The organism is Bradyrhizobium hipponense (genome assembly GCF_008123965.1).
GTDB classification, from domain to species: Bacteria; Pseudomonadota; Alphaproteobacteria; order Rhizobiales; family Xanthobacteraceae; genus Bradyrhizobium; species Bradyrhizobium hipponense.
Genome location: NZ_VSTH01000029.1, coordinates 37,546 through 62,517, shown reverse-complemented (window position 1 = coordinate 62,517; position 24,972 = coordinate 37,546). Strand labels below are relative to the sequence as shown.

At 63.8% G+C, this 24,972-nt stretch carries 29 protein-coding genes; 18 read left to right on the top strand and 11 right to left on the bottom strand.

Annotated elements, in window-relative coordinates:
- Positions 1–29 precede the first annotated feature (29 nt).
- The 3 genes from FXV83_RS10290 to FXV83_RS10285 all read right to left on the bottom strand — a co-directional run bounded on the left by FXV83_RS10290 (position 30) and on the right by FXV83_RS10285 (position 1,064).
- Entirely contained in the window at positions 30–554 is a 525-nt protein-coding gene (locus FXV83_RS10290) for an A24 family peptidase (RefSeq protein WP_148739058.1), read from the bottom strand.
- A 128-nt stretch (positions 555–682) separates the two neighbouring features.
- On the bottom strand, positions 683–823 hold the full coding sequence (locus tag FXV83_RS42575) for a hypothetical protein (protein ID WP_187435812.1): 141 nt from the start codon (positions 821–823) through the stop codon (positions 683–685).
- A gap of 76 nt (positions 824–899) precedes the next feature.
- Positions 900–1,064: a Flp family type IVb pilin gene (locus tag FXV83_RS10285; RefSeq protein WP_148739057.1), complete on the bottom strand. Its 165-nt coding sequence runs from the start codon at positions 1,062–1,064 to the stop codon at positions 900–902.
- Between the two features lie 266 nt (positions 1,065–1,330).
- Between FXV83_RS10285 and FXV83_RS10280 the strand changes: the two genes are divergently transcribed.
- Positions 1,331–2,158, top strand: a complete 828-nt coding sequence (locus FXV83_RS10280; protein WP_148739056.1) for a sterol desaturase family protein — start codon at positions 1,331–1,333, stop codon at positions 2,156–2,158.
- 161 nt (positions 2,159–2,319) lie between these two features.
- Positions 2,320–2,814 carry a pilus assembly protein N-terminal domain-containing protein gene (locus FXV83_RS10275; RefSeq protein ID WP_148739055.1) on the top strand — a complete coding sequence of 165 codons (495 nt, stop codon included), beginning with the start codon at positions 2,320–2,322 and terminating at the stop codon, positions 2,812–2,814.
- 104 nt (positions 2,815–2,918) lie between these two features.
- Here the strand turns inward: FXV83_RS10275 and FXV83_RS10270 are convergent, their stop codons facing one another.
- The 3 genes from FXV83_RS10270 to FXV83_RS10260 form a co-directional block, all read right to left on the bottom strand.
- Positions 2,919–3,131, bottom strand: a complete 213-nt coding sequence (locus tag FXV83_RS10270; protein ID WP_007599788.1) for a cold-shock protein — start codon at positions 3,129–3,131, stop codon at positions 2,919–2,921.
- A gap of 269 nt (positions 3,132–3,400) precedes the next feature.
- Positions 3,401–3,685, bottom strand: coding sequence for a translation initiation factor IF-1 (infA, locus tag FXV83_RS10265; protein ID WP_148739054.1), 285 nt, complete (start codon positions 3,683–3,685; stop codon positions 3,401–3,403).
- A 24-nt stretch (positions 3,686–3,709) separates the two neighbouring features.
- A complete protein-coding gene (locus FXV83_RS10260; protein WP_187435805.1) occupies positions 3,710–5,278 on the bottom strand; it encodes a DEAD/DEAH box helicase in 1,569 nt (522 codons plus the stop codon).
- Between the two features lie 504 nt (positions 5,279–5,782).
- Here FXV83_RS10260 and urtA point away from each other — a divergent pair.
- The 15 genes from urtA (at position 5,783) to FXV83_RS10185 (ending at position 19,843) form a co-directional block, all read left to right on the top strand.
- On the top strand, positions 5,783–7,105 hold the full coding sequence (gene urtA, locus FXV83_RS10255) for an urea ABC transporter substrate-binding protein (protein WP_148739053.1): 1,323 nt from the start codon (positions 5,783–5,785) through the stop codon (positions 7,103–7,105).
- Between the two features lie 84 nt (positions 7,106–7,189).
- Positions 7,190–8,800: an urea ABC transporter permease subunit UrtB gene (urtB, locus tag FXV83_RS10250; RefSeq protein ID WP_148739052.1), complete on the top strand. Its 1,611-nt coding sequence runs from the start codon at positions 7,190–7,192 to the stop codon at positions 8,798–8,800.
- Positions 8,797–9,966 carry an urea ABC transporter permease subunit UrtC gene (gene urtC / locus FXV83_RS10245; RefSeq protein WP_148739051.1) on the top strand — a complete coding sequence of 390 codons (1,170 nt, stop codon included), beginning with the start codon at positions 8,797–8,799 and terminating at the stop codon, positions 9,964–9,966. Before urtB ends, urtC begins: the two co-directional genes overlap by 4 nt.
- A gap of 5 nt (positions 9,967–9,971) precedes the next feature.
- On the top strand, positions 9,972–10,733 hold the full coding sequence (gene urtD / locus FXV83_RS10240) for an urea ABC transporter ATP-binding protein UrtD (protein WP_148739050.1): 762 nt from the start codon (positions 9,972–9,974) through the stop codon (positions 10,731–10,733).
- A gap of 3 nt (positions 10,734–10,736) precedes the next feature.
- Positions 10,737–11,432, top strand: a complete 696-nt coding sequence (gene urtE / locus FXV83_RS10235; protein WP_148739049.1) for an urea ABC transporter ATP-binding subunit UrtE — start codon at positions 10,737–10,739, stop codon at positions 11,430–11,432.
- Positions 11,433–11,482: 50 nt separating this feature from the next.
- Positions 11,483–12,328, top strand: coding sequence for an urease accessory protein UreD (locus tag FXV83_RS10230; RefSeq protein WP_148739048.1), 846 nt, complete (start codon positions 11,483–11,485; stop codon positions 12,326–12,328).
- Positions 12,329–12,367: 39 nt separating this feature from the next.
- Positions 12,368–12,679: an urease subunit gamma gene (locus FXV83_RS10225; RefSeq protein WP_148739047.1), complete on the top strand. Its 312-nt coding sequence runs from the start codon at positions 12,368–12,370 to the stop codon at positions 12,677–12,679.
- Positions 12,676–12,981, top strand: coding sequence for an urease subunit beta (locus tag FXV83_RS10220; RefSeq protein ID WP_148739046.1), 306 nt, complete (start codon positions 12,676–12,678; stop codon positions 12,979–12,981). The genes FXV83_RS10225 and FXV83_RS10220 overlap by 4 nt, the downstream gene beginning before the upstream one ends.
- 55 nt (positions 12,982–13,036) lie before the next feature.
- The gene (locus FXV83_RS10215) at positions 13,037–13,576 is read left to right on the top strand and encodes an HD domain-containing protein (protein ID WP_148739045.1); all 540 of its coding nucleotides are present in this window, start codon (positions 13,037–13,039) and stop codon (positions 13,574–13,576) included.
- 37 nt (positions 13,577–13,613) lie between these two features.
- The gene (ureC, locus tag FXV83_RS10210; RefSeq protein ID WP_148739044.1) at positions 13,614–15,329 is read left to right on the top strand and encodes an urease subunit alpha; all 1,716 of its coding nucleotides are present in this window, start codon (positions 13,614–13,616) and stop codon (positions 15,327–15,329) included.
- Between the two features lie 129 nt (positions 15,330–15,458).
- Positions 15,459–15,758: a putative quinol monooxygenase gene (locus FXV83_RS10205; protein ID WP_148739043.1), complete on the top strand. Its 300-nt coding sequence runs from the start codon at positions 15,459–15,461 to the stop codon at positions 15,756–15,758.
- 12 nt (positions 15,759–15,770) lie between these two features.
- Complete coding sequence (locus FXV83_RS10200; protein WP_148739042.1) at positions 15,771–16,400, top strand: urease accessory protein UreE; 630 nt, start codon at positions 15,771–15,773, stop codon at positions 16,398–16,400.
- The gene (locus tag FXV83_RS10195; protein ID WP_148739041.1) at positions 16,381–17,109 is read left to right on the top strand and encodes an urease accessory protein UreF; all 729 of its coding nucleotides are present in this window, start codon (positions 16,381–16,383) and stop codon (positions 17,107–17,109) included. The genes FXV83_RS10200 and FXV83_RS10195 overlap by 20 nt, the downstream gene beginning before the upstream one ends.
- Before the next feature lie 161 nt (positions 17,110–17,270).
- Positions 17,271–17,894: an urease accessory protein UreG gene (gene ureG, locus FXV83_RS10190; RefSeq protein WP_148739040.1), complete on the top strand. Its 624-nt coding sequence runs from the start codon at positions 17,271–17,273 to the stop codon at positions 17,892–17,894.
- A gap of 299 nt (positions 17,895–18,193) precedes the next feature.
- Positions 18,194–19,843, top strand: coding sequence for a CHASE domain-containing protein (locus FXV83_RS10185; RefSeq protein ID WP_148739039.1), 1,650 nt, complete (start codon positions 18,194–18,196; stop codon positions 19,841–19,843).
- Positions 19,844–19,850: 7 nt separating this feature from the next.
- Here FXV83_RS10185 and FXV83_RS10180 read toward each other — a convergent pair whose 3' ends face one another.
- From FXV83_RS10180 to FXV83_RS10160, 5 genes are all read right to left on the bottom strand, one after another.
- Positions 19,851–20,504 carry a TetR/AcrR family transcriptional regulator gene (locus FXV83_RS10180; RefSeq protein ID WP_148739038.1) on the bottom strand — a complete coding sequence of 218 codons (654 nt, stop codon included), beginning with the start codon at positions 20,502–20,504 and terminating at the stop codon, positions 19,851–19,853.
- A 47-nt stretch (positions 20,505–20,551) separates the two neighbouring features.
- A complete protein-coding gene (locus FXV83_RS10175; RefSeq protein ID WP_148739037.1) occupies positions 20,552–21,694 on the bottom strand; it encodes an OpgC domain-containing protein in 1,143 nt (380 codons plus the stop codon).
- A gap of 194 nt (positions 21,695–21,888) precedes the next feature.
- Entirely contained in the window at positions 21,889–22,344 is a 456-nt protein-coding gene (locus FXV83_RS10170; RefSeq protein ID WP_148739036.1) for a hypothetical protein, read from the bottom strand.
- Between the two features lie 73 nt (positions 22,345–22,417).
- Positions 22,418–22,789 carry an ElaB/YgaM/YqjD family protein gene (locus FXV83_RS10165; RefSeq protein WP_148739035.1) on the bottom strand — a complete coding sequence of 124 codons (372 nt, stop codon included), beginning with the start codon at positions 22,787–22,789 and terminating at the stop codon, positions 22,418–22,420.
- A 78-nt stretch (positions 22,790–22,867) separates the two neighbouring features.
- Complete coding sequence (locus FXV83_RS10160; protein ID WP_187435804.1) at positions 22,868–23,980, bottom strand: AI-2E family transporter; 1,113 nt, start codon at positions 23,978–23,980, stop codon at positions 22,868–22,870.
- 209 nt (positions 23,981–24,189) lie between these two features.
- On the opposite strand from FXV83_RS10160, the gene FXV83_RS10155 reads away from it, so the two are divergent.
- Positions 24,190–24,966, top strand: a complete 777-nt coding sequence (locus tag FXV83_RS10155) for a L,D-transpeptidase (RefSeq protein ID WP_187435803.1) — start codon at positions 24,190–24,192, stop codon at positions 24,964–24,966.
- Positions 24,967–24,972: the final 6 nt, after the last annotated feature.

Sequence of the window (24,972 nt, the reverse complement as noted above, 5' to 3'; positions counted from 1 at the left end):
GCCTTGACGCCGGGTTGATCCCGGTGCGTTCAGCGCAGTGCGAGGTGAGCGAGGTCGATCGCTTTCACCCATTCGGTCTCCGGGTAGACCATCAGCGCGCTCAGCGCGAGCGCAATGCCGTAGGGAATGCCGCTGTCCTTGGCGTGCAGCCGGGCGAGCCAGGCCTGGCCCGCAAGCCCGTAGGGCAGCGGCCATTGCCGGAACTGGAGCAGAAGCAGCGTCAGCACCCCGCCGAAAAGCGAGGCGTAGAGCAGGAAGTTCATCAATTGCGCGAAGCCGAACCAGAGTGCGACGGAGGCAGCGACCTTCGCGTCGCCGCCGCCGACCCAGCCCATTGCAAAGCAGCTGAAGGCCACGACCAGGACAAGCGCGCCGGCGCCGACATGGCTCACCATGTCGTAAGGCGCCATGCCGCCGGCAATGGCGAGTGCGAAGAAGCCCGCACCGAGCGCCAGCGACACGCGGTTCGAGATGGTCATGGTGAAGAGGTCGCTCGCAGCGGCGAATGCCATCAGGGCCGGAAATAGCAGAAGGCGCGCAAGGTCGAGGATCATGGGCTGCGTCTTGAGGCCTGGGTTTGTCGCCGGATGGGGGCGTCGCCAGCAATGCTAGCCCGCAGTGCTAAACAAACCGACAATGGCGACAGCAGCTTTGGGGTCGAAGCTTGCCGCCGGGGACTCTCTCACCAGAGGCTGGCAATGCGCGCGGCGAGCGCGACCGTCGCAAGCAGCAGCGCAAGGCAGACCCAATATGTCGGCGCGTCGGTCCGCGCCGCGTCCGCCTGGCTTGCCGCAAATGCGGCATCGGTTCTGTACTTGCGCAACGCCACTGGAACTCGTCGTGTCCGAAAACACAAAGGCCCCGGAGGCCCGGGGCTTTTGCCGTCGTGCGTCGGTCGCTTACTTCAGCGACGAACTGATCGAGGTGAACTTGGCATTCAGCGTGGTGCCGAGATTGTTGACGACGGTGATGATGGCCAGCGCGATGCCGGCGGCGATCAGGCCGTATTCGATGGCGGTGGCGCCGGACTCATCCTTCACGAAACGCGCGATCAGGTTGTTCATGAACTAAACTCCATCTGGGGTGGGGTCGCCTCATCGGCGCTATTGACGCGATGACCATGAGAGCCGAGCTCTTTCGGTAAAGTTAATTCAGCCCGGGAAACCCGGCGTCTACGCGGTGCTTTTGGCCAGAGTGAATTTCGCCTTAAGACGGCAGTTGCAATTCGCTCGTGCTCGGAATGCGCTGCAGGTGCGCGGCGAACTTCACCCTCCCTTAAATCTAGCGGAGTAGGCCTAGAGGAGACCAGGAATTCGGAAGCGAGGCGACGATGTCGAGCCTACCCATGCAGGTTGCCCTGATGCTCGGCGAGACCATCGAGAAGGTGATCCCCATTACCTTCGGGCTGGCGGTGGTCTTCACGGTGCTCGAGCATTTCTGGGCCTGCAATCCCGGCGCGCCGTGGTGGCGAAAGCGGGAAATCATCACCGACATCTGCTATTGGTTCTTCGTTCCGGTGTTCGCCCGCACCATGCGGATCGGGCTCTTGATCGTCGGCGCAGGCGTCGTCTTCAATATCCACGACGCCGACGATCTCATCGCCTTCTACGACAATGGTCACGGCCCGCTGTCGCAGCTGCCGCTCTGGGTGCAGGGCGTGCTGTTTGTGGTCCTGGCCGATTTCATGCTGTACTGGCTGCACCGGCTGTTTCACGGCGGCGGGTTCTGGAAGTACCACGCGATCCATCACTCCTCGGAGGAGCTGGGCTGGATTTCGGCGGCCCGCTTCCATCCCGTCAATCTCGTGCTTGGCACGATCGGTGTGGACGTCGTATTGTTGATGGCCGGCATTTCCCCAAACGTCATGATCTGGGTCGGCCCGTTCACCACCTTCCACTCGGCCTTCGTGCACGCCAACCTGAACTGGACCTTCGGGCCGTTCAAATATTTGCTGGCGACACCGGTGTTCCACCGCTGGCATCACACGTCGCTCGAAGTGGGCGGCGACACCAATTTCGCTGGAACGTTTCCGATCTGGGACATGATGTTCGGCACCTTCCGCATGCCGGCGGGTGAATTGCCGCAGGACTACGGCAAGGACGAAGCGACCATGCCGAAGGAGATTGCGGGCCAGCTCGCCTATCCGTTCCGCCGCTAGGACCGGATACCGGCCTTGAGGCCGCAAAACGCCGGTCAGTTCAAACAATAGTCGGCGAGTTTGCGGAACGTTCACGAATTGAGGGCAGGCTAGCCGTGTCGGGCGCCGGCTCCGCTTTCCGAATCGTTTCTGCCGGTTTGTGACGTCCCGGGAGTAAGTGTATGCGTAAAGAGTTGCTGCGCCGCCGTGCGCGCGTCTGCCTTCTGGTTGCGGCCGCAGTGCTGGCGTCGCCAGCCGCTGGCCAAGCCGAGTCCACCGCCGACGCCATCGCCGTCAATGTCGACCAGGCCAAGCTGGTGCGGCTGCCCGGCAAAGTAGCGACCATTGTGGTCGGCAATCCCCTCATAGCTGACGTCACGCTCCAGCCCGGCGGCATGATCGTCGTGACCGGGAAAGGCTATGGCGCCACCAATTTCGTCGCGCTGGACCGCGGCGGCGAGATTCTGGTCGATCGCCAGATCCAGGTCGAAGGTCCGAGCGACCGGCTCGTCACCGTCTATCGCGGGATCGAGCGCGAGTCCTATAGCTGTATGCCGATCTGCCAGCGCCGCGTGACGCTCGGCGATAGCGATGCGTACTTCAACAACACGATGAACCAGGCCGGCTCGTTGAGCAGCAACGCCAGCAACGGCGGCGCAGCCGCCAAAACGAACTAGCAAGAGCGCCCCGCTCGTTCCGACATGAAAAAGGCCGTGCATTGCGCACGGCCTTTCCGTTGGCTTGTTCGCTCGATCCGATCCGGGCCGAAGGCCAGGCCGGCTCAGCCGGCGGAGCGGAGATTGTCGGCGGCCGACTTGCCGGACCGGCGGTCGGCCACGATCTCGTACGAAATCTTCTGGCCTTCGCGCAGCGTGCCGAGGCCCGCGCGCTCGACGGCGCTGATATGTACGAACACGTCCTGGCCGCCGTCGTCGGGCTGAATGAAGCCAAAGCCCTTGGTCGCGTTAAACCACTTCACGGTTCCCATGCTCACGGGGGTAGTTCCTTCTCAGATAACACAATGTAAGAGCCTGCTCGCGCAGGCAGGTTAGATCGAATTTTTGGAAGGGTCGTCAGCGTGTCTGAACCGGCTGTACCGGTGGATGCCAATGTCGTCCGGCCGAAAATCGATGAGTTGATTTTATTGGAATCAAGGCGCCAAAACAATCCTGCGCGCACGATTTTTTGATCCGCCGCGGTTTGCGCGGCGGATCAGCATGCAGGTCAGCATTTTAATTCCGCGCTTGCGTGCGGATGGATCACTTAGCGTCGGCGGAACTGGCCACCCGCCCCGCGCCGCGGCGGTCCACCGGGCGTGGAGGGACGTTCGTCCTTGTGACGGAAAATCAGCCGGCCCTTTTCGAGGTCGTAGGGCGACATTTCCACCGTCACGCGGTCGCCCGCCAGCGTCTTGATGCGGTTCTTCTTCATCTTGCCGGCGGTGTAGGCAACGATCTCGTGCCCGGCGTCGAGCTGCACACGGTAACGCGCGTCGGGGAGGATTTCAGTGACCAGTCCTTCGAACTGGATCAGCTCTTCCTTAGCCATGAATTACTCCAGGTCGATGGTCGGCTAATTCGAATAGGGTTTGCGGGTCGGTTGGCCCATCGGCCGACTCTCGCGGCGCAAAAAGGCCACGCCTTGTATCCCATCAGGCTTGCCTGCGCTATGCGCCGAACGCTGTTCCGGTCGGTCGGTTGACGATGAGTGCATCTTGCCACCGGGCTGGCGGCGGCGAGATCCCTTGGCGGCGTTCTGGCTGCTGCCGGGCCGTCCGTCAACATGCCGGCCTTCACCGTGCCGACCTTCGCCGGGCCTTCCATCGCCCTGCTTGCCGGCGCTATGCCGTCCGTCACTACGCCGTTCGTCGGCGCGTCGGCCCTCGCCATTGCGTCCCTCACCATGCCTTGCGCCTTGCGGGCGTTGGCCCGGGCGGCCCGGGCGTCCCTGCCGCTGCTGTGAGGCGGCTGGGCCCGCATCGTTGCGCCCTGCGTCCGTGCGGTGGTCCTCCCGCGGCAGCGCCACGCGGATCAGCCGCTCGATGTCGCGCAGATAACCGAGCTCCTCACCGCCTGCGACCAGCGAGATCGCGGTGCCCTCGGCGCCGGCGCGCGCGGTGCGGCCGATGCGGTGGACATAGGTCTCGGGCACGTTCGGTATGTCGAAATTGATGACATGGGTAATGCCATCGACGTCGATGCCGCGGGCGGCGATGTCGGTGGCGACCAGGGTGCGGATCTCGCCGGAGCGGAACTGCGCCAGCGTCCGTTCGCGATGGTTCTGCGACTTGTTGCCATGGATGGCGCTGGCGGCGATGCCGGCCCTCTCGAGCGTCTTCACCACCTTGTCGGCGCCGTGCTTGGTACGGGTGAAAACCAGTGCGCGATTGATCGGCTCGTCCTTCAGGAGCTTGGTCAGCACGGCGGGCTTGGCCGAGAAGTCGACCTGGATGATGCGCTGATTGATCCGCTCGGCCGTCGAGGACACCGGGGTGACCGCAACGCGGGCGGGGTCGCGCAGCATCGCGTCCGCGAGCTCGGCGATGTCCTTGGGCATTGTGGCCGAGAAGAACAGCGTCTGCCGCTTGATCGGCAGCTTGGCGACGATTTTGCGGATGTCGTTGATGAAGCCCATGTCGAGCATGCGGTCGGCTTCGTCGAGCACCAGGAATTCGACGCTCGAAAGCTTAAGCCCGTTGCTCTGCACGAGATCGAGCAGGCGGCCGGGGGTCGCGACCAGCACGTCGACGCCCGGCATGAGCGCGCGGACCTGGCGCCCCATCGGCACACCGCCGATCGCGAGCGTCGAGGCAAGGCGAACGTGGCGGCCATAGGCGTTGAAGCTGTCGAGGATCTGGCCGGACAATTCGCGGGTGGGCGAGAGCACCAGCACCCGGCAGGTCTTGGGCTGCGGCTTGATGCGATTCTCGAGCAGGCGATGCAGGATCGGCAGCGCGAAGGACGCGGTCTTGCCGGTTCCGGTCTGGGCGATGCCGACCACGTCCCGGCCGGTCAATGCCAGCGGGATGGTCTGGGCCTGGATGGGGGTGGGCGTGACGTACTTCTCTTCGGTGAGAGCACGCGAAATGGGTTCGGCGAGGCCGAAATCCTGAAACGAAGTCAAAAGGTGGGTTCTTTCCATGTCAAAAGCGGGCGCCCGGCGCAGTCTGCGGGGCGCGCGCAAGAGGGTGTCGAGAGGACACCTGCGTGTTTGGGGTGTCGGATGGGCTTGATGGGATGGGGCAAGCCAAACGCCCGTAAGGGCCTAAGAACACGCGGCTCGCAACGACCGCTTGATTCGCAAGAAGTCTCCCGCGTCATATGGAACATCCAGGGGGCCTTTTCAAGGCAGGTCCGCCCCGAATGGCGATTGCGGTGCAGAAATAGCTATGCCGTAAATTTAGACAGAAGTGCAATTCTGCTCAGAAAATAGACTGTTTGCCACATTAGCATACATTTTATTCGCCCAATTTCTGAGCAAGTGGAGTGCGGCGAAACTTTGATTTCGAGCAAATAATCAAATTAAGTCAAGGGCTTGATCGGCATTCAGCCCATGGCATGGTTCTTGCGATTCCGTTAATCGCAGGCGGCCGTGGGGCCGTTTCGCAGCGTTTTTTCACGTCTGCGTCAGGGAGATGATACAATCATGCTTACCAAATCCACTCACGATATAGCGGCGTCATTTAGCCGCCGCGGCGTGCTCGCCGCGACCGCCGGACTGATGCTCGGTCTGGCCTCATTGACCGGCGCGAAGGCCGCCGACGACACCATCAAGGTCGGTGTCCTCCATTCTCTCTCCGGCACCATGGCCATCAGCGAAACCACGCTGAAGGACACCATCCTCTTCCTGATCGACGAGCAGAACAAGAAGGGCGGCGTGAACGGCAAGAAGCTCGAGGCCGTCGTCGTCGACCCCGCCTCCAACTGGCCGCTGTTCGCCGAAAAGGCGCGCGAGCTGATCACCAAGGACAAGGTCGCGGTCGTGTTCGGCTGCTGGACCTCGGTGTCGCGCAAGTCCGTGCTGCCGGTGTTCAAGGAGCTGAACAGCATCCTGTTCTACCCCGTGCAGTACGAGGGTGAGGAAAGCGAGCGCAACGTGTTCTACACCGGTGCCGCGCCGAACCAGCAGGCGATCCCGGCCGTCGACTACCTGATGAAGGAAGAGAAGGTGAAGCGCTGGGTGCTCGCGGGCACCGACTACGTCTATCCGCGCACCACCAACAAGATCCTGGAAGCCTATCTGAAGTCGAAGGGTGTCGCCCAGGAAGACATCATGATCAACTACACGCCGTTCGGTCACTCCGACTGGCAGACGATCGTGGCCGACATCAAGAAGTTCGGCTCGGCCGGCAAGAAGACCGCGGTGGTCTCGACCATCAACGGCGACGCCAACGTTCCCTTCTACAAGGAGCTCGGCAACCAGGGCATCAAGGCCAAGGATATCCCGGTCGTCGCGTTCTCGGTGGGTGAGGAAGAACTCGCCGGCATCGACACCAAGCCGCTGCTCGGCCATCTCGCCGCCTGGAACTACTTCCAGTCTATCAAGTCGCCGGAGAACGAGAAGTTCATCAAGGCATGGCAGGCCTACACCAAGAATCCGAAGCGCGTGACCAACGATCCGATGGAAGCGCACGTGATCGGTTTCGACATGTGGGTCAAGGCGGTCGAGAAGGTGAAGTCGACCGATCCCGACAAGGTCATCGACGCTCTCCCGGGCATCGAAGCCAAGAACCTGACCGGCGGCACCTCCAAGATGCTTCCGAACCACCACATCACCAAGCCGGTGTTCATCGGCGAGATCAAGGCGAACGGTCAGTTCGACGTGGTCTGGAAGACGCCTGGCCTCGTTGCTGGCGACGCCTGGTCGAAGGAGCTCGAGGGCTCCAAGGACCTGGTCGGCGACTGGGTCGGCAAGAAGTGCGGCAACTTCAACACCAAAACCAACAAGTGCCTCGGTTCGGGCTCCTGATCCGAATCTGACGCTCCACTGGACGACCGGAGAAGGCGGCGATCCCGCCGCCTTCTCCACACATTTCTGCCGGGGTCATTCACAGTGCCAGCCAATTTGTCCGCTCGTCTCTGTTCGCTTGCGCTCTCGTTGTTCCTGATCGTGTTCGCGCTGCCGGCCTTCGCCGGTCCGTTCGAGGATGCGGTTTCCAAATTCGCCAACGACGATTTTTCCGACACGGAAGAGGCGATCGGCGCGGTCGCGAGCAGCGGCAACCCGTTGGCCTATCCCATCATCAGTGCGCTCCAGGACGGCCGCCTGATGGCCGATCCGGACAGCAAGAAGGTTTACGTCACCAGCGCCGACGGCAAGTCGATCGATGCCGCGACCGGCCAGCCGGTGGCCAGCGTTCCCGACAGCGCGAGCGCGGTCCGTCTCAACAATCGTCTACGCCGCAGCGTTGACGCCGCGGTCGGCGGCCTGACGCTGATGTCGCCGGACCTCGGAATGCGCCTGCAGGCCGCGCAATCCGTCTTCAAGTCGCATGAGGAGACGGCGCTCGATGCGGTTGAAGGCGCGCTTGCCAAGGAAACCAACAGATCCGTCAAGGCCACGCTGGGCGACGCGCGTGCCGCAATCCTGCTGTACAAACCCGACGCTACCGAAGTGCAGAAGCTCGAGGCGGTCGCCACCATCAAGGCCCGCGGCGACCAGGAAGCGCTCGCTCTGCTCACCGGCATCGGCAGCGATCAGCCCGCCTCGGTGACGAAAGCCGCCGCGAGCGCAATCGGCTCGATCCAGAGCTCGCTGGCGGTCTGGTCCATGGTGCAGAATGCCTGGTACGGCCTCTCGCTCGGCTCCGTGCTGCTGCTCGCGGCGATCGGCCTTGCCATCACCTTCGGCGTGATGGGTGTCATCAACATGGCGCATGGCGAGATGGTGATGATCGGGGCCTACACCACCTTTGTGGTGCAGGAGGTGATCCGCACCCGCTATCCCGGCCTGTTCGACTATTCGCTGCTGATCGCCGTGCCGCTCGCCTTCCTCGTCGCCGGTGCGCTCGGCGTGGTGATCGAGCGCAGCATCATCCGATTTCTCTATGGCCGTCCGCTGGAGACGCTGCTTGCGACCTGGGGCCTGTCGCTGGTGTTGCAACAGGCTGTGCGCACCATGTTCGGTCCGACCAACCGCGAGGTCGGCAATCCCTCGTGGATGAGCGGTGCCTTCGAGCTCGGCCAGATCACCATCACCTATAACCGGCTCTGGATCCTCTGCTTCACGCTCGCGGTGTTCGCGATCCTGCTCGCGATGCTGCGCTACACCGCGCTTGGCCTCGAGATGCGCGCGGTGACGCAGAACCGCCGCATGGCGGCCTCGATGGGCATCGCCACCTCGCGCGTCGACGCGCTGACCTTCGGCCTCGGTTCCGGCATTGCCGGCATCGCCGGAGTGGCGCTGTCGCAGATCGACAATGTCAGCCCCAATCTCGGTCAGAGCTACATCATCGACAGTTTCATGGTCGTGGTGTTCGGCGGCGTCGGCAATCTCTGGGGCACGCTGGTCGGCGCCTTCACGCTCGGCATCGCCAACAAGTTCCTGGAGCCGGTCGCCGGCGCCGTGCTCGGCAAGATCGCCATTCTTGTCCTCATCATTTTGTTCATTCAAAAGCGCCCACGCGGCCTGTTCGCGCTCAAGGGGCGGGCGGTGGAAGCATGACGCCGCATATGCTGACGCGATCGCTCGACCGCGGCGCAACCATCTTTCTGTTGGTCGTGGCCGCGTTGGGGGTGCTGATCCCGCTCTCCAACCTGCTGCTGCCTGCCGGCTCGTTCCTGCAAGTGCCGACCTATCTCGTCGCGCTCTGGGGCAAATACGTCTGCTACGCCATCCTCGCGCTCTCGATCGACCTGATCTGGGGCTATTGCGGCATCCTCTCGCTCGGCCACGGCGCCTTCTTCGCGCTCGGCGGCTACGCGATGGGCATGTACCTGATGCGGCAGATCGGCACGCGCGGCGTTTACGGCAATCCGGTCCTGCCCGACTTCATGGTGTTCCTGAACTATTCGAAGCTGCCCTGGTACTGGTACGGCTTCGACGTGTTCTGGTTCGCCGCGCTGATGGTGCTGGTCGTGCCCGGCCTGCTCGCGTTCTGCTTCGGCTGGCTCGCCTTCCGCTCCCGCGTCACCGGCGTCTATTTGTCGATCATCACGCAGGCGATGACCTATGCGCTGCTGCTCGCGTTCTTCCGCAATGATTTCGGCTTCGGCGGCAACAACGGCCTGACCGATTTCAAGGACATTCTGGGCTTCAATGTCCAGGCCGAGGGCACCCGCGCCGCGCTGTTCGCGCTCAGCTGCCTGGCGCTGATCGCCGGCTTCCTGATCTGCCGCGCCATCGTCTCCTCCAAGCTCGGCAAGGTGCTGATCGCGGTGCGTGACGCGGAGTCGCGCACGCGCTTCCTCGGCTATCGCGTCGAATCCTACAAGCTGTTCGTTTTCACGGTGTCGGCCTGCATGGCCGGCGTGGCCGGCGCGCTCTATGTGCCGCAGGTCGGCATCATCAATCCATCGGAATTTGCGCCGGGCAATTCGATCGAGGCGGTGATCTGGGTCGCGGTCGGCGGCCGCGGCACGCTGATCGGTGCGGCGCTCGGCGCCGTCGTCGTCAACTATGCCAAGACGTTCTTCACCTCCGGCATGCTCGCGCCGTACTGGCTTTTCATGCTGGGTGCCATGTTCATCCTGGTGACGCTGCTGCTGCCCAAGGGCATCGTCGGCACCTTCAATGCCTGGCGGGACTCGTCGAGTGAAAGACGCCCGGCCGAGGCCACCAGGAGCGCCGCAGCCGAGGACGGCGTCACCGAACCGAAGATGGCGGAGTAGGCGCAATGAACGTAATGGACACCCGCGCGACCTCCGCGATGCTCTATCTCGACGGCGTACACGTCTCGTTCGATGGCTTTCACGCCATCAACAACCTCTCGCTGACGCTCGAACCCGGCGAGATGCGCGCCATCATCGGCCCGAATGGTGCCGGCAAGACCACGATGATGGACATCATCACCGGCAAGACCAAGCCCGACGAGGGCACGGTGCTGTTCGACGGCGTCACCGACCTGACGCGGTTGGACGAGACCCGCATCGCCGAACTCGGCATCGGCCGCAAATTCCAGAAGCCGACCGTGTTCGAGAGCCAGACCGTGCAGGACAATCTGCTGCTCGCGCTCAATGTCGATCACAGCGTCAAGGGCACGCTGTTCTGGCGCGGCAGCAAGGCGGAATCGGAGCGCATCGACAAGGTTCTGGAGACGATCCGTCTCACCGAGGCGCGAGGCCGCCTTGCCGGCAGCCTCAGCCACGGCCAGAAGCAATGGCTCGAGATCGGCATGCTGCTGGCGCAGGATCCGAAGCTTCTGCTGGTCGACGAGCCCGTCGCCGGCATGACCGACGTCGAGACCCATCTCACCGCCGAACTGCTCAAGGAAATCAACAAGACCCACACCGTGATGGTGGTCGAGCACGACATGACATTCGTGCGCGAACTCGGCGTCAAGGTCACCTGCCTGCACGAAGGCACCGTGCTCGCGGAAGGCACCATCGACCAGGTCTCGTCGAACGAGCGGGTCATCGAAGTGTATTTGGGGCGCTGAGCGATGCTTGAGGTCAAGGACATCAACCTGTTCTACGGCGCAGCGCAGGCTTTGCGCGGCGTCTCGATCGCGGCCGAGCCCGGCAAGGTCACTTGCGTGCTCGGACGCAACGGGGTGGGCAAGACCTCGCTCTTGCGCGCCATGGTCGGTCAGTATCCGATCTCGTCGGGCGCGATCGTGTTCGACGGCGACGACATCACCTCGCTCAAGCCCTATGAGCGGGCCCGCAAGGGCATTGGTTTCGTGCCGCAGGGCCGCGAGATTTTTCCACTGCTGACGGTCGAGGAGAACCTCAAGACCGGCTTCGGTCCGCTCAAGCGCCAGGATAAGCATATCCCCGACGATGTGTTCTCGCTATTCCCGGTGCTGCAATCCATGCTCGGCCGGCGCGGCGGCGACCTCTCCGGCGGTCAGCAGCAGCAGCTCGCGATCGGGCGCGCGCTGGTGATGCGGCCGAAGCTGCTGCTGCTCGACGAGCCGACCGAGGGCATCCAGCCCTCGATCATCAAGGATATCGGCCGCGCGATCTCCTACTTGCGCAACCTCGGCAGCATTGCCATCGTGCTGGTCGAACAATATCTCGACTTTGCCTGCGAACTCGGCGACAGTTTCGCCGTGATGGATCGCGGCGCGGTGAAATTCACCTGCGACCGCACCAATCTCGATGCGAGCGAGATCAGCCGCCAGATGGCGCTGTAAGCCAGGAAACCTTGGACCAGACATCCTGCCGCGACCGGCTGGGGAGGCGGATGCGCAGCGAACGATCAGCCAATTTCTCTGACTTCGAGACTTCGGTATTCGAGGCGAATCGTGCCCGCGGCGCGGTGCGGTTCGACGTGCACGCGCGCGACGGCATAACGCGACGCGGCGTCGTGCATGAATCGGGCTCGCTGCGCGTGCGCTTTCCCTCGCCGGAGGATGACGGCCTGTCCGGCATGTTCGTCAACACGGCCGGTGGCGTCGCCGGCGGCGATCGCTTCGACATCGAGATCGCAGCGGCCGACGCAGCGCGCCTGACCGTGACCACGGCGGCTGCGGAAAAGGTCTATCGCGCGCCAGGGCCGGCGGCGCAGCTCAATATCGCATTGAAGGTCGGCGCCGGCGCGCATCTGTCCTGGCTGCCGCAGGAGACGATCCTGTTCGACCGGGCCCGCGTGCGACGCCGCTTCGACATCGACCTTGATGCGACGGGCTCGCTCCTGCTGTGCGAGATCGTGGTGTTCGGGCGCACCGCCATGGGCGAGCGGATGGAGCAGGGCGAGTTCGTCGATCATTGGCGGCTGCGCCGTAGCGGTAAGCTCGTCTTCGCCGAGACTGTCCGGCTCGACGGCAATATCGGCGCAAAGCTCGCGCGATCGGCGGTAGCCAAGGGCTGCCCGGCGATCGGCACGGCGCTGATCGTTCCCGGCAACGAGGCGCTGGTCGAACGAATCCGCGAGGCCTCGGACTCCTTCGTCGGCGAGGTCGGGATATCCGCCTGGAATGGATTTGCAATGGCGCGGTTCTGTGCCCAAGATGCAGCCGCGTTGCGGGCCGACATGATGGCCGTGCTGGCGCGCACCGGTGCGGTCCTGCCGCGGCTCTGGTTGAATTGACGCTGGCTGAATAGATGTGTTGAACGGAAGAGATTTCGCATGAACCTGTCTCCCCGCGAAAAGGACAAGCTTCTGATCTCGATGGCGGCGATCGTGGCGCGCCGCAGGCTCGATCGCGGCGTCAAGCTCAACCATCCCGAGGCGATCGCGATCATCTCCGATTTCATTCTCGAAGGCGCGCGCGACGGCCGCACCGTCGCCGAATTGATGCAGGCCGGCGCGCAGGTGCTCACCCGCGACCAGGTGATGCCGGGCATTCCCGAGATGATCCACGACATCCAGGTCGAGGCGACTTTCCCGGACGGGACCAAGCTCGTCACCGTGCACGAGCCGATCAGGAGCAAAACATGATTCCCGGCGAACTCTTCATCCAGGACGGCGAGATCGAGCTCAATGCCGGCCGCAGGACCGTGACGCTGACCGTCGCCAACACCGGCGACCGACCGATCCAGGTCGGCTCGCACTACCATTTCTTCGAGACCAACCCGGCCCTGAAGTTCGACCGCAAAAAATCCCGCGGCATGCGCCTCGATATCGCCGCCGGCACCGCCGTCCGCTTCGAACCCGGCCAGACCCGCGACGTCCAGCTCGTCGCCGTGGCCGGCAAGAAGACCATCTACGGCTTTCGCGGCGACGTGATGGGGAAGCTGTGATCTCCACAGGAACGAGCGCGGCACGGCACGGTTGAGACAACAACGGAGGTTTGCCATGCTCTCACCCGTCCGCCTCATCTCTGAAGCTGCCGAACTCGCCGCGCACCGTCACAACGGCATGTCGCGCAAGGGGCGCGGCAAGGAGCCCTACATCAACCATCTCGCCGAGGTGGCGAACCTGCTCGCAACCGCGACCGATGGTACCGATGCCGAGCTGGTCGCGGCCGGCTGGTTGCACGATTCGATCGAAGACACCGACACCACGCGCGAAGAGCTCGCGCAGAAATTCTCCGAGCGTGTCGCGTCGCTCGTCGCCGAGTGCACGGACGATATGAGCCTGCTGAAGCCGGAGCGCCGGCGCCGGCAGGTGATCGATGCGCCGAAAAAATCTGCCGGGGCAAAGCTGATCAAGATCGCCGACAAGATCAGCAATCTCGGCGCGCGCATTCATTCCGATCCGACCGCCGAGGAGCGCGACGATCTCGCCGACTATGCCGATTGGGCCGAGCAGGTCGTCGCCGGTTGCCGCGGCGGAAACCCATGGCTCGACACGACATTCGATACCACGGTGCTCACAGCAAGGGCTTCGCTGTGAGCACCAATCCAACATTCAACCGCAAACGGGGCTTGTGATGTCCGTGAAGATCAAACGTTCCGTCTATGCCGACATGTTCGGCCCCACCACCGGTGACAAGGTGCGGCTTGCCGACACCGACCTCATCATCGAGGTCGAGAAAGATTTCACCACTTACGGTGAGGAGGTGAAGTTCGGCGGCGGCAAGGTGATCCGCGACGGCATGGGGCAGTCGCAGGTCACCAACCGGCAGGGCGCGGCAGATACCGTCATCACCAATGCGCTGATCGTGGATCACTGGGGCATCGTGAAGGCCGACGTCGCCATCAAGGACGGCATGATCGCCGGCATCGGCAAGGCCGGCAATCCCGATATCCAGCCGGGCGTCACCATCATCATCGGCCCCGGCACCGACGTGATCGCGGGCGAGGGGAAAATCCTCACCGCCGGCGGCTTCGACAGCCACATTCATTTCATCTGCCCGCAGCAGATCGAGCACGCGCTGATGTCGGGCGTCACCTCGATGCTAGGCGGTGGCACCGGTCCGTCGCACGGCACATTCGCCACCACCTGCACGCCCGGGCCGTGGCACATGGGGCGGATGATCCAGTCGTTCGACGCCTTCCCGGTCAATCTCGGCATTTCCGGCAAGGGCAACGCCTCGCGGCCCGCGGCGCTGGTCGAGATGATAAAGGCCGGCGCCTGTGCGCTGAAGCTGCACGAAGATTGGGGCACCACGCCGGCCGCCATCGACAATTGCCTCTCGGTCGCCGACGACTACGACATCCAGGTGATGATCCACACCGACACGCTGAACGAATCCGGCTTCGTCGAGGATACCATCAAGGCGTTCAAGGGCCGCACCATCCACGCTTTCCATACCGAGGGTGCCGGGGGCGGCCATGCGCCCGACATCATCAAGATAGCCGGCTTGAAGAACGTGCTGCCGTCCTCGACCAATCCGACGCGGCCGTTTACCCGCAACACCATCGACGAGCATCTCGACATGCTGATGGTGTGCCATCACCTCGATCCCTCGATCGCGGAGGATCTGGCGTTTGCCGAAAGTCGCATCCGCAAGGAAACCATCGCCGCCGAAGACATTCTGCACGATCTCGGCGCGCTCTCGATGATGTCCTCGGATTCGCAGGCCATGGGCCGGCTCGGCGAGGTCATCATCCGCACCTGGCAGACCGCCGACAAGATGAAGAAGCAGCGCGGATCGTTGCCGCAGGACAAGGGAAAGGACAACGACAATTTTCGCGTCAAGCGTTACATCGCCAAGTACACGATCAATCCCGCGATCGCCCATGGCGTGTCAAAGCTGATCGGATCGGTGGAAAAGGGCAAGCTCGCCGATCTCGTGCTGTGGTCGCCGGCCTTCTTCGGCGTCAAGCCGGACTGCATCGTCAAGGGGGGCTCGATCGTCGCCGCGCCCATGGGCGATCCCAACGCTTCGATCCCGACGCCGCAGCCGGTGCACTATCAGCCGATGTTCGGCGCCTTCGGCAAGGCGCGCACGGCGTCCTCGGTGGTGTTCACCTCGAAGGCCGCGGTCACCGGGGGCCTTGCGCGGAAGCTCGGCATCGACAAGAAGCTCTATGCGGTCCAGAACACCCGCGGAAGGATCTCCAAGAAGAGCATGATCCACAACGACGCCACGCCCAACATCGAGGTCGATCCTGAGACCTATGAGGTGCGCGCCGACGGCGAGCTGCTCACTTGCGCGCCGGCCGAGGTGCTGCCGATGGCGCAGCGGTATTTCATGTACTGAGAATAGCGCCCCAACGCATGTCCCCGGCCGTGGCTCCAGGGGCCGATTTTACGGTGTTGCGTTCGCTCCCGCCTGGTCTAATGTCCCGCCCGGTATCTTACCTTAGAAGAAAAGCCGGGAGGATTTCTCGTGATCTATGTCGTTGCCACTTTGACCATCAAGCCCGAGACGCGCGCCGAATTCATTGCAGCCGCCACCGCCTGCATCAAGGAGACTCGGAAAGAACCCGGCAATATCGCCTATGATTTGCACGAGAGCGTCACTGATCCGGCCAAGATGGTGTTCGTCGAGCAGTGGGAAAACATGGAGGCGCTGGGGCCGCATCGAGCTGCCGAGCACATGAAGACGTTCGGCCGCATTGCGGTGAAATGCTTCACGGCGCCGCCCAAGGTCGAATACATCACGCCCGAGAAGGTTGAGACACGGTAACAGGGTAAAAGCATGATCCGGGCGATACAGGTCAAGGGACAGCACCGCTTCACGGAAGCGCCAGCGGATACCGTCGTGCTCGATTTCGACGATCGGCACCGCCGCCGCATGGCGATGACGGGCACCCGCGGCCTTGAGTTTTTGCTCGACCTGGAAAACGCCGTCGTGCTGCGGGGCGGCGATGCGCTGGTGCTGGAGGATGGGCGGCTGGTCGAAGTGGTTGCCGCCCCGGAGCCGCTGCTCGAGATCCGCGGCCACGATCCGCATCACCTCATCCGCGTCGGCTGGCATCTCGGCAACCGCCATTTGCCGACGCAGATCATGGCCAAGGGCCTGCGGATCCGCCGCGACCATGTCATCGAGGCCATGGTGAAGGGGCTCGGCGCCCGTGTCATCGAGATCGAGGCACCGTTCGATCCCGAAGGCGGCGCCTACGCGGATGCCGGTCACACGCACGGCCACGACGACTACGCTCATCACGATCATGCCCACGACCATCACGGCCACGACCACCACGGCCATGACCACCACGATCACGATCATGCCGGGCTTGACCATGGGCACGGTCATCATCACCACGACGAGCATTGCGACCACCCCGACCATCACCACGGCGATAGCCATGCTCATGACCACAAATGAGCCGACCGGCGCCGGCCGCCTCGCCGAGCGCGAGGCGGCGGCGCTGTATCGGCTGATGACGTGGCTGTCGCCGGCCTTCCCTGTCGGCGGCTTCTCGTACTCAAGCGGCATCGAATGGGCGGTGGAGGCGGGCGACATCGTCGACACCGCGACGTTGGCCGACTGGCTCGACGCGATGCTGGGCGACGGCTCGGGCTTTTGTGACGCGACGTTTCTGGTCCATGCCTATCGGGCCGCGGAGGCGGGCGAGGAGGCCTCCTTGCGCGATATCGCCGAGCTCGCTGCCGCCTTCGTGCCGTCACGCGAGCGGCAGCTCGAGACGACCTCGCAGGGACGCGCCTTCATCGACATCACGCGCGCGGCCTGGGATGCCGACGGACTGGATGCCATGGTCGCGGCATGCAGCACGCCGCTGATTTATCCCGTCGCCGTCGGCGTGGTCGCCGCGATGCATGGCGTGCCGCTGGCCCCGACGCTGCACGCCTTCCTGCATGCGCTGGTCTCGAACTGGATCTCGGCGGCAAGCCGGCTCATTCCGCTCGGTCAGACCGACAGCCAGCGCGTTCTGGTGACGTTGGAAGCTGCCGTCGGCGCGACCGCACATCGTGCGCTGGTTGCGACATTGGACGATCTTGGCAGCGCAACGTTTCGCGCCGATCTCGCCAGCCTGCGGCACGAGACGCAGTATACGCGGCTGTTCAGGGCATGAGCGAGCAGGGTCCTCCGCCGTCGTCCTGGCGAAAGCCAGGACCCATAATCACAAATGCATGTGGTTATACGCAGGTGTGGCTCCAGCGTGCCGCGACAACGGCCTTCGGTGGCAATGGGTCCTGGCTTTCGCCAGGACGACGTTAGGAGAGAGCGCACCACATGTCGAAATCTCACGGCCCCTTGCGCGTCGGTGTCGGCGGTCCCGTCGGATCGGGCAAGACCGCGCTGATGGACCTGCTCTGCAAGACCATGCGCGATCGCTACGACATCGCCGCGATCACCAACGACATCTACACCAAATGGGATGCGGAATTCCTGGTGCGCTCGGGCTCGCTGACGCCTGACCGCATCGCCGGGGTCGAGACCGGCGGCTGCCCTCATACCGCGATCCGCGAGGATGCTTCGATGAACCTGGCCGCGGTGGCGGACATGCGCGCGAAATTTCCCGGGCTCGACCTCGTTCTGATCGAGTCCGGCGGCGACAATCTCGCTGCCACTTTTTCCCCAGAGCTTGCCGACCTCACGATCTACGTCATCGACGTGGCGGCCGGCGACAAAATCCCCTCCAAGGGCGGCCCCGGCATCACCCGGTCCGACCTTCTGGTCATCAACAAGATCGACCTTGCGCCCCATGTCGGCGCCTCCCTGGAGAAGATGGAGACGGATGCCAAGCGCATGCGCGGTGCGCGTCCCTTTGTCATGACCAACCTCAAAAAGAGCGAAGGGCTCGACCGCATCGTCGGCTTTATCGAAGCCAAAGGTGGACTGCACCGGGCGGGCTGACCAGCGCGACGACATAGCGCAGGCTTTTCCGCCGTTAAGGCCTGGGGCAAAAGCTGCAGCCGTGGAACTAATTCCCGGCACCGCGATTGATTACCTTCGGTGCCCCGGGCCAAGCCGTCCTGACCCCTATGATCGGCCGTGCGGATTAAGCTTATCAGGCGACCCAAGTTGCGTACTGATGCCTCCTCCTTCATTATCTCCGTCACCGGGGTCCACTCTGTTCCGGCACATGGCCGTTCGAGCGGCATTGATATGCTTCGTATTTATTGCCGACCTCCTGCTTTCGCCTGAGTAATCGCGTGGTCCGGCTGGGTTTCATCATCGGCTTCATCGCTCTGCTCGGAGCCCTGCTCTCCGGGCTTGCGGCTTATCGCGTCCACGATCAGGAGCTGGCGTTGGACCGGATCGCGCTGGCGCGCGCGATCGACGTTCATGCCAGCCTGGTCCAGGACCGGCTCACCGAACGCGAGCTGCTCGCGCGTGTCGCCTCCGGCCTGTTCCGAGCGCCGTCGGTGATCAAGCCGAACATGCTGGAGCCGCTGCGCTCGGCCATCTACGCCTTCAAGACCGATTTCGTGGTGGCCGGCTGGGTCGCCCGGCTGAAGCCAACCGAACTGGCGGCAGCGCAGACGGCCATCGCTGGTGCCGGCTTCCCAAACTCGCGGATCCGCACCTACGACGACAAACCGATCGATCCGGCGAGTGTCACCCGGCCGATCGACGTGCTGATGGATCTCGAGCCGCGCAGCGACGAGACCAAGACGTTGCCCGGCCGCAGCTATGATCAGGATCAGGTTCGCAACGCGATGCTGACGCGTGCCCGCGTGGAGAAGCGGTCGGTTGCCTCCGATCCGGTTGCTCTGCTGCGTGGGAATGGAGCGATTGGCGTCATCGTGGCGGCTCCCGTGATTCCCGAGGGCGCGGTGGAGCCGGCCGGCTTCATCACCTTTTCCTATGAGCTCGCTTCGCTGATGCTGACCAATGACGACATGTCGCTGTTCTCGGTCGCGCTCAAGGATCCGCGCAGGGACGGTGGCGAACTGGTCGCCAACGACCAGGGCGTGGTCTCCGCGCGCAACGCGCAGCCGGACGGCTCGGTGCCGTCGGCGACGCGAACCGTGAGCTTCGGCGGCCGCGACTGGCAGCTCGGCTACTACGCGAAGACCAATTCGGCGCGACGCGCCGAGCAGACCGCGATCATCGTGGCCGCGATCGGCTTCGCCATCACCGCCATGGTGTGCGGCCTGTTCGGCTACGTTGCCTACAACAATCTGCGGCTCAGCCGGGAAATCCAGGTCAGAATTGGTTTCGAGCGCCGGCTGACGGCGGTCATCGACGAGCTCAACCACCGGGTCAAGAACATCCTGGCCGTGATCCAGTCGATCGTGACGCGGACGCTGCGTCATGGCTCCGACATCGACGTCGCGCGCGAGCTGCTGATCGGCCGCATCCATGCGATGTCCAATGTCGTTTCGCTGCTCAGCGAGAGCCAGTGGCAGGGCGTCAAGCTGAAGGGCCTGTTCGAGGCGCGCGCCATTCCGCATGCCGACCGCATCGCCGTCAGTGGCCCGGACATCGCGGTCAGCGCGCGCGCCGCGCAAAGCCTGTCGCTGCTGTTCTTCGAGCTCGCCTCGCACTCGGACGAGGGCTTGTCACTGGTCGGCAAGCATCCGCACATCACCGCGAACTGGACGGTGACGGGCGAGTCGCCTGGCGAGGTCTTCCAATTCCGCTGGGAGGAGTTCAACACCAGCGAGGCGACGCGCCGCCCCGATTCCGATTTCGGCCTGATCCTGCTCGACCGGGTCGCGCCCGAAGCGCTCGGCGGCACCGCCAAGCGGTTCTTCACCGAGGCCTCCTACGTCTACGAGCTGACCGCGCCGATGGAGACGGTCGTCGACATGTCCGAGCGCGACCGCACCGAGAAGTTTTCGCAGCCGGTGAGATAGATCGCGGCTAGTCCTTCGGCCGCAACACGAGGTCGACCAGGGTCCGCGCGTAGCTCGGCGTGATCGGGGCAATGCCGAAGACGTAGCGGTAGAACAGGCTGCCATAGATCGCGTCGTAGAGATCCTCGGGCTGCCCCTCGGCCAGGATGCTGCCGTCACGCTGGCCTGCGGCGATCGTCTCGACCAGCGCGTCGCGGCGCAGTTGCAGATAGCGTGCGTAGAATAGCTCCGCCGAGCCGGTCCGGGAGATGCATTCGGAGATGACGGCAAGCTGCACTTTTCCGAACTCGCCCTGAAGCGCCTCGGCATAGGCCGCAGCATGACGACGCGCACGCGCCGCGGGGCTGCCGGCACCGACTGGGGGGAGCGGCAGCATTTGCGCGGCATGGTGCAGGAAGGCGTCGATCAGCAGCGCCTCCCGCGACGGCCACCATTTGTAGATCGTCATCTTGGAGACGTTGGAGTGGCGCGCCACCGCGTCGATCGTGGTGACGGTGGGTCCCGTGGCGGCCATCAGCGCATAGGCGCTTTCGAGAATGGCGTTGGTGGTCTCGATCGAGCGCGGCCGGCCGCGCCGGGGCGCACTGTCGGCCTCTTCACCCCCGCCTTTTGCCGTCACCACGCCCGGTCTCCTTGCACAGACGCCGCCTTCGCCCGGCATAGCGCAGCCGCAGCTTTGGGCCTAGCGGAATCGAGACGTCTCGGCGGTCAGGCCTGCTGTCGCAATGCCGCGGGCAGATCCTGCCGCTTCGACCAGGAGATGTAATACGCGACCGCAGCCAGCGCCGCGAAGCCGACCAGGCTGACGGCGATCTGCATCACCACCAGATTGGCGCCGGTGATCAGGATCAGATGGCCGGCGAAGGACAGGAACACGCCGACGCAGAACACCGCGAGCCATTCCTCGCCGCATCTGATGACCGCCTGAAGCGGTCTCAATCGCAGGCCGGGATGGTCGGCCGGGACGAGATATGTTGCGAGGAAAGCGAGCGCGAGGAAATGGACCACACGATAAGGCGCGAGGTTTTCCTTGTCGGTCGGCGTGATGCTGTTGAGCACGATTTCCGGCAAGAGGGCGGCAAGCGCCGGCGAGTGGCGCATCACCGTGATCGCCATCGCGAACACGAGATAGGCGCCCGCGAGCACGCGCAGCCAGGACATGCGATGCAGCGCGCGGCCTGACGCACCGGTAACGGCGAACCAGCCGCCCAGCACCATCAGCATCTGCCAGCAGAACGGGTTGAAGGTCCACTCCTGATCGGGATAGAGCCGGAAATTCCAGTCGAACCAGCGCGCCGCAAAATACAGGGCGATCGATGCCGCCAGCGTCAGGTTCGGCCGTCGCAGCAGCCCCCACAGCGCAAACGGAAAGAACGCCATCAGCGGGATCATCAATTGCAGGAGATCGAGGTTCAGCGGCTCTTCCTGCAGCACCAGGCCGCGGACGAGGATGCGCAGCGGGTGCTCGAGAATGCCGGAGATGTTGTATTCGTGAATGATCTCCGGCGCCATCGATTGCGAGGCGACATAGGCGATGGTGTCGATATAGATCACGAACAGCACGACATAGGCGGCGTAGAGCCGCCAGACGCGGCGGAAAATGCGTGTCGCCGCGACGACGTAGCCGCGCTCCAGCGCCATTCTGCCGTGGATGATAGCAACGCCGTAGCCCACCACGAACACGAACAGATCCGCAGCGCCGCTGAAGCCGAAATTTCGCAGCGTCAGCAGGTTGACGACGTTGTTCGGGATGTGGTCGACGAAAATCGACCAGTTGGCGATGCCGAGCGTCAGATAGAGCCTGGCGTCGGGTTGGAATGCGGAGAGGTTCGCCTTGACGGACGGTTTCATCGCGGAAAATGACTTTTAGAATCAGGGGCGCCGCTTTTAGCGGCAACCGCCCGCCTATCCGAGTAGCGTTTGCGTGAATGGAGCCTGATCTGTCCGGCTGCCGAAAAATTGCGCAAGCCGCGGCCCAAGTCGCGGCCGTCGGATCGCCCGGCCCCGTTGCCTGGATGACGTCCTGCTGTCCGGAGGTCTGACCGCTACTCGGCAGGCTCAGCCGATGCCTCGTCAGGTGCGCCGGCGCGGCTCGCCATGATTCCGAGTGCGATGCCACCGATCGCAAGGATCGGCAGCAGCCGCTTGACTCCGATGGCGCGAACGATCTGCACACCCGTCGCGAGCAGCATCGGGTCGGCCAGCATGCTCTGCGCCGCCGATCTCGCGGCGCGCTCGGCCGCGATCTTGGCGCGCTTCTGCACCTCGCGCTTGTAGCCCCAATAGGTGCCCGCGGAAGTGAGCGTCAGCAGAAAGAAGATGGCGGCGCCAGCGAGACAGGCCTGAACCGGACCATATTTCTCCAGGACCGAGATGAAGACGGCGGCGCAGAGGAAGCATGTCGTCACGAACAGCGCGAATGCCGCGGCGGCGGCAAGCGATGTCAGCCGGACAGTCGTCCCGGTTGATGCACTGATCCCGTCGATGATGCGCTGAAGCATGGCCTTGCTCCTCAAATGCCCACAAGCCGCCTCGGCGGCGCTGCAGCCGCGGTCTTGAGGTCGTTCGCGGGCCTTACCGGCGCCAGGCGGCGCCGATCAGGAAACCGATGCCCAGCGCGAGCGCGACGGTCGCGAGCGGTCGCTGCGTGATCGCATCTTCCAGCGTCTCCTCGATCGATCCGTAAGCGTCTTGCGCAGCATCCATCATCGCGCTGCCGCGCTCGGACATGTCGTCGATCGCGGAATCCATGTTCTCGCGCGCCTGACGATAGCCACGGCGGGCCTGCTTGCTCGTGGACTTGGAAAAGGTATTGAGCGCGTCGGCGATCTGATCGGTGAGGGCGGCGATATCGCTTTTCACGGCTGAAATATCCTTCTCGAGGCGTTCTCTGCTGGCTTTGTCGGTCCAGTCTCTCATCCCGGATTCGGCATTGGTCGTAGACATCGGGAGCTCCGAACTATTGACGACTGAGGCAGCCGGAAAACGTTTCGTCGTCGGGTAAGTTCCGTTCACGGAAACCGGTCAGTCCTGCGGAAGCTGCGGCGAATCCTGCGGCAACAGATGCTCCTTCAAGATCAGCGCGACGATCAGAAGCGGCGACGACAGGAAGGCGCCCATCGGGCCCCATAGCCAGGTCCAGAACGCCAGCGCCAGCAGTACGGCTAGCGCATTGAGCGCGAGCCGTCGGCCGATGATGGTCGGCGTGACGAAATGTCCCTCCAGAAAGGTGATGCCGCCAAAAGCAAGCGCCGCCATCAGGCCGCCGCCGATGGTCGGGAACGCGACCAGTCCCACCACGACCAGAATGGCGAACATGGCGACCGGCCCGATGATCGGGATGAAATTGAGGGCCGCCGCAAGCGCGCCGAGCCCGGCCGGGTTGGGCATGCCGGTCAGCGCGCAAACGAGCCCGGCGGCGATGCCGACGCCGACATTGATGACGGTGACGGTCAGGAGGTAGTTGCCGAGACGGACCTCGATCTCGTTGAGGATTCGCAGCGTACGCAGCCGCGCGTCGTGATCGCTGAAAGTCATGATTATCGCTCGCCGCAAATCGCGCCAGCTCGCGATGAACAGGATGAGTGTGACGAAGAACAACACGAATTCGGTGAAGGTCGGCGACAGGAATTCCAGCGTTGGCTGCACCCATTCGAATTTAGGCATCTGGAAGCTCGGTAGTCCGTCCGAGCCGCCGACCAGGGTCTGCAGCTCCTGCCAGAGCGCAAGCGGCCGGTCGAACACGTGCAGCTTGTCCTTCAGCTTTGCTCCGAGTTCGGGCAGACGGGCGCTCCATTCCATCACAGGCGAAGCGATCAGCGCGACAACGAAGCTGACCACGGCGGTCCCGGCGACCACGATCAGCACGGAGGCGAGCCCCCGCGGCACCTTCCGCTTTTCCAGAAAGGTCGCTGCCGGAGACAGCATGGTGCCGATGACAAAGGCCATCACCACGGGCAGAAAGAATGCCCTTCCGACGTAGAGCACCGCGACTACGGCGATCAGGAGCAGTCCGGCGAGCGAGAAGGCGACGAATTCGGTGCGACGGATCACCGGCGGCAGTTCGCTATGACTGTCTGCAAGCGGGCTGCCTTCGCCGTTGCCGGGGATCATACGTTCACTGGGAAGGACGCGCACAACACCTCTCCGGCACGGAAGCCCCTCGGCCCGCGCGCCCACGACAAGCCGAGAACGTGCGATCGCCACACGGGTTCCATCGCGGCCTCGTGAAGATGCGCTCGCTTGACTGTGACATGGCTGCCGCATGCCGGGGCGGAACTTGAGTCGGCTCGGCCGCGTTTAGACGGCAGCGCATCACCCAGATGCACCCTCTAACGGGGCAGCACATGACGAAATTCTTTGCAGTTCGCCGCCGGCTCTCGCCGCGCGTGCTCACCACTATTACCTTTGCTACAGCTTTGCTGACAGTGCCCTTCGCGGCACAGGCACAGACGTTTGGCTATCCGCCGATGCCGTCGCAGGCCTTTCCGCGGGACCCGAGCTATACGCAGGGCTACGCGCGCCAGGAGCCGCAGGCCGCCGACGAGGACGCCGTGCTGCCCGATCGGCTGCGCAGGCAGATCGTCAGCTTCGACAAGAACGAGCCGGCAGGCACCATCGTCATCGATACCGGCAACACCTATCTTTATCACGTTCTCGGCAATGGCCGCGCCATCCGCTACGGCGTCGGGGTCGGTCGCGACGGCTTCACCTGGTCAGGCGTGCAAAGCGTGGCGCGCAAGGCGGAGTGGCCGGACTGGCATCCGCCGGCGGAAATGATCGCGCGTCAGCCCTATCTGCCCCGCTTCGTTGCCGGCGGCCCCGGCAACCCTCTCGGTGCGCGCGCGATGTATCTCGGCGCGAGCCAATTCCGCATCCACGGCACCAACGATCCCACCACTATCGGCAAGTTCGTGTCCTCCGGATGCATCCGCATGACCAATGAGGACGTCATCGACCTGTTCGGTCGTGTCAACGTCGGCGCCAAGGTCGTGGTGCTGCCCAAGAACGCGCCGCTGATGGCCAAGGGGTACGAGAGGGGCGGTGAGCGCAAACGCCCGGCGGTGACGACGCTGCCCGCGGGCCGCCAGGCGTTGAACGTCTCGGCGTCGTCGGTGAACTAGGAGTTG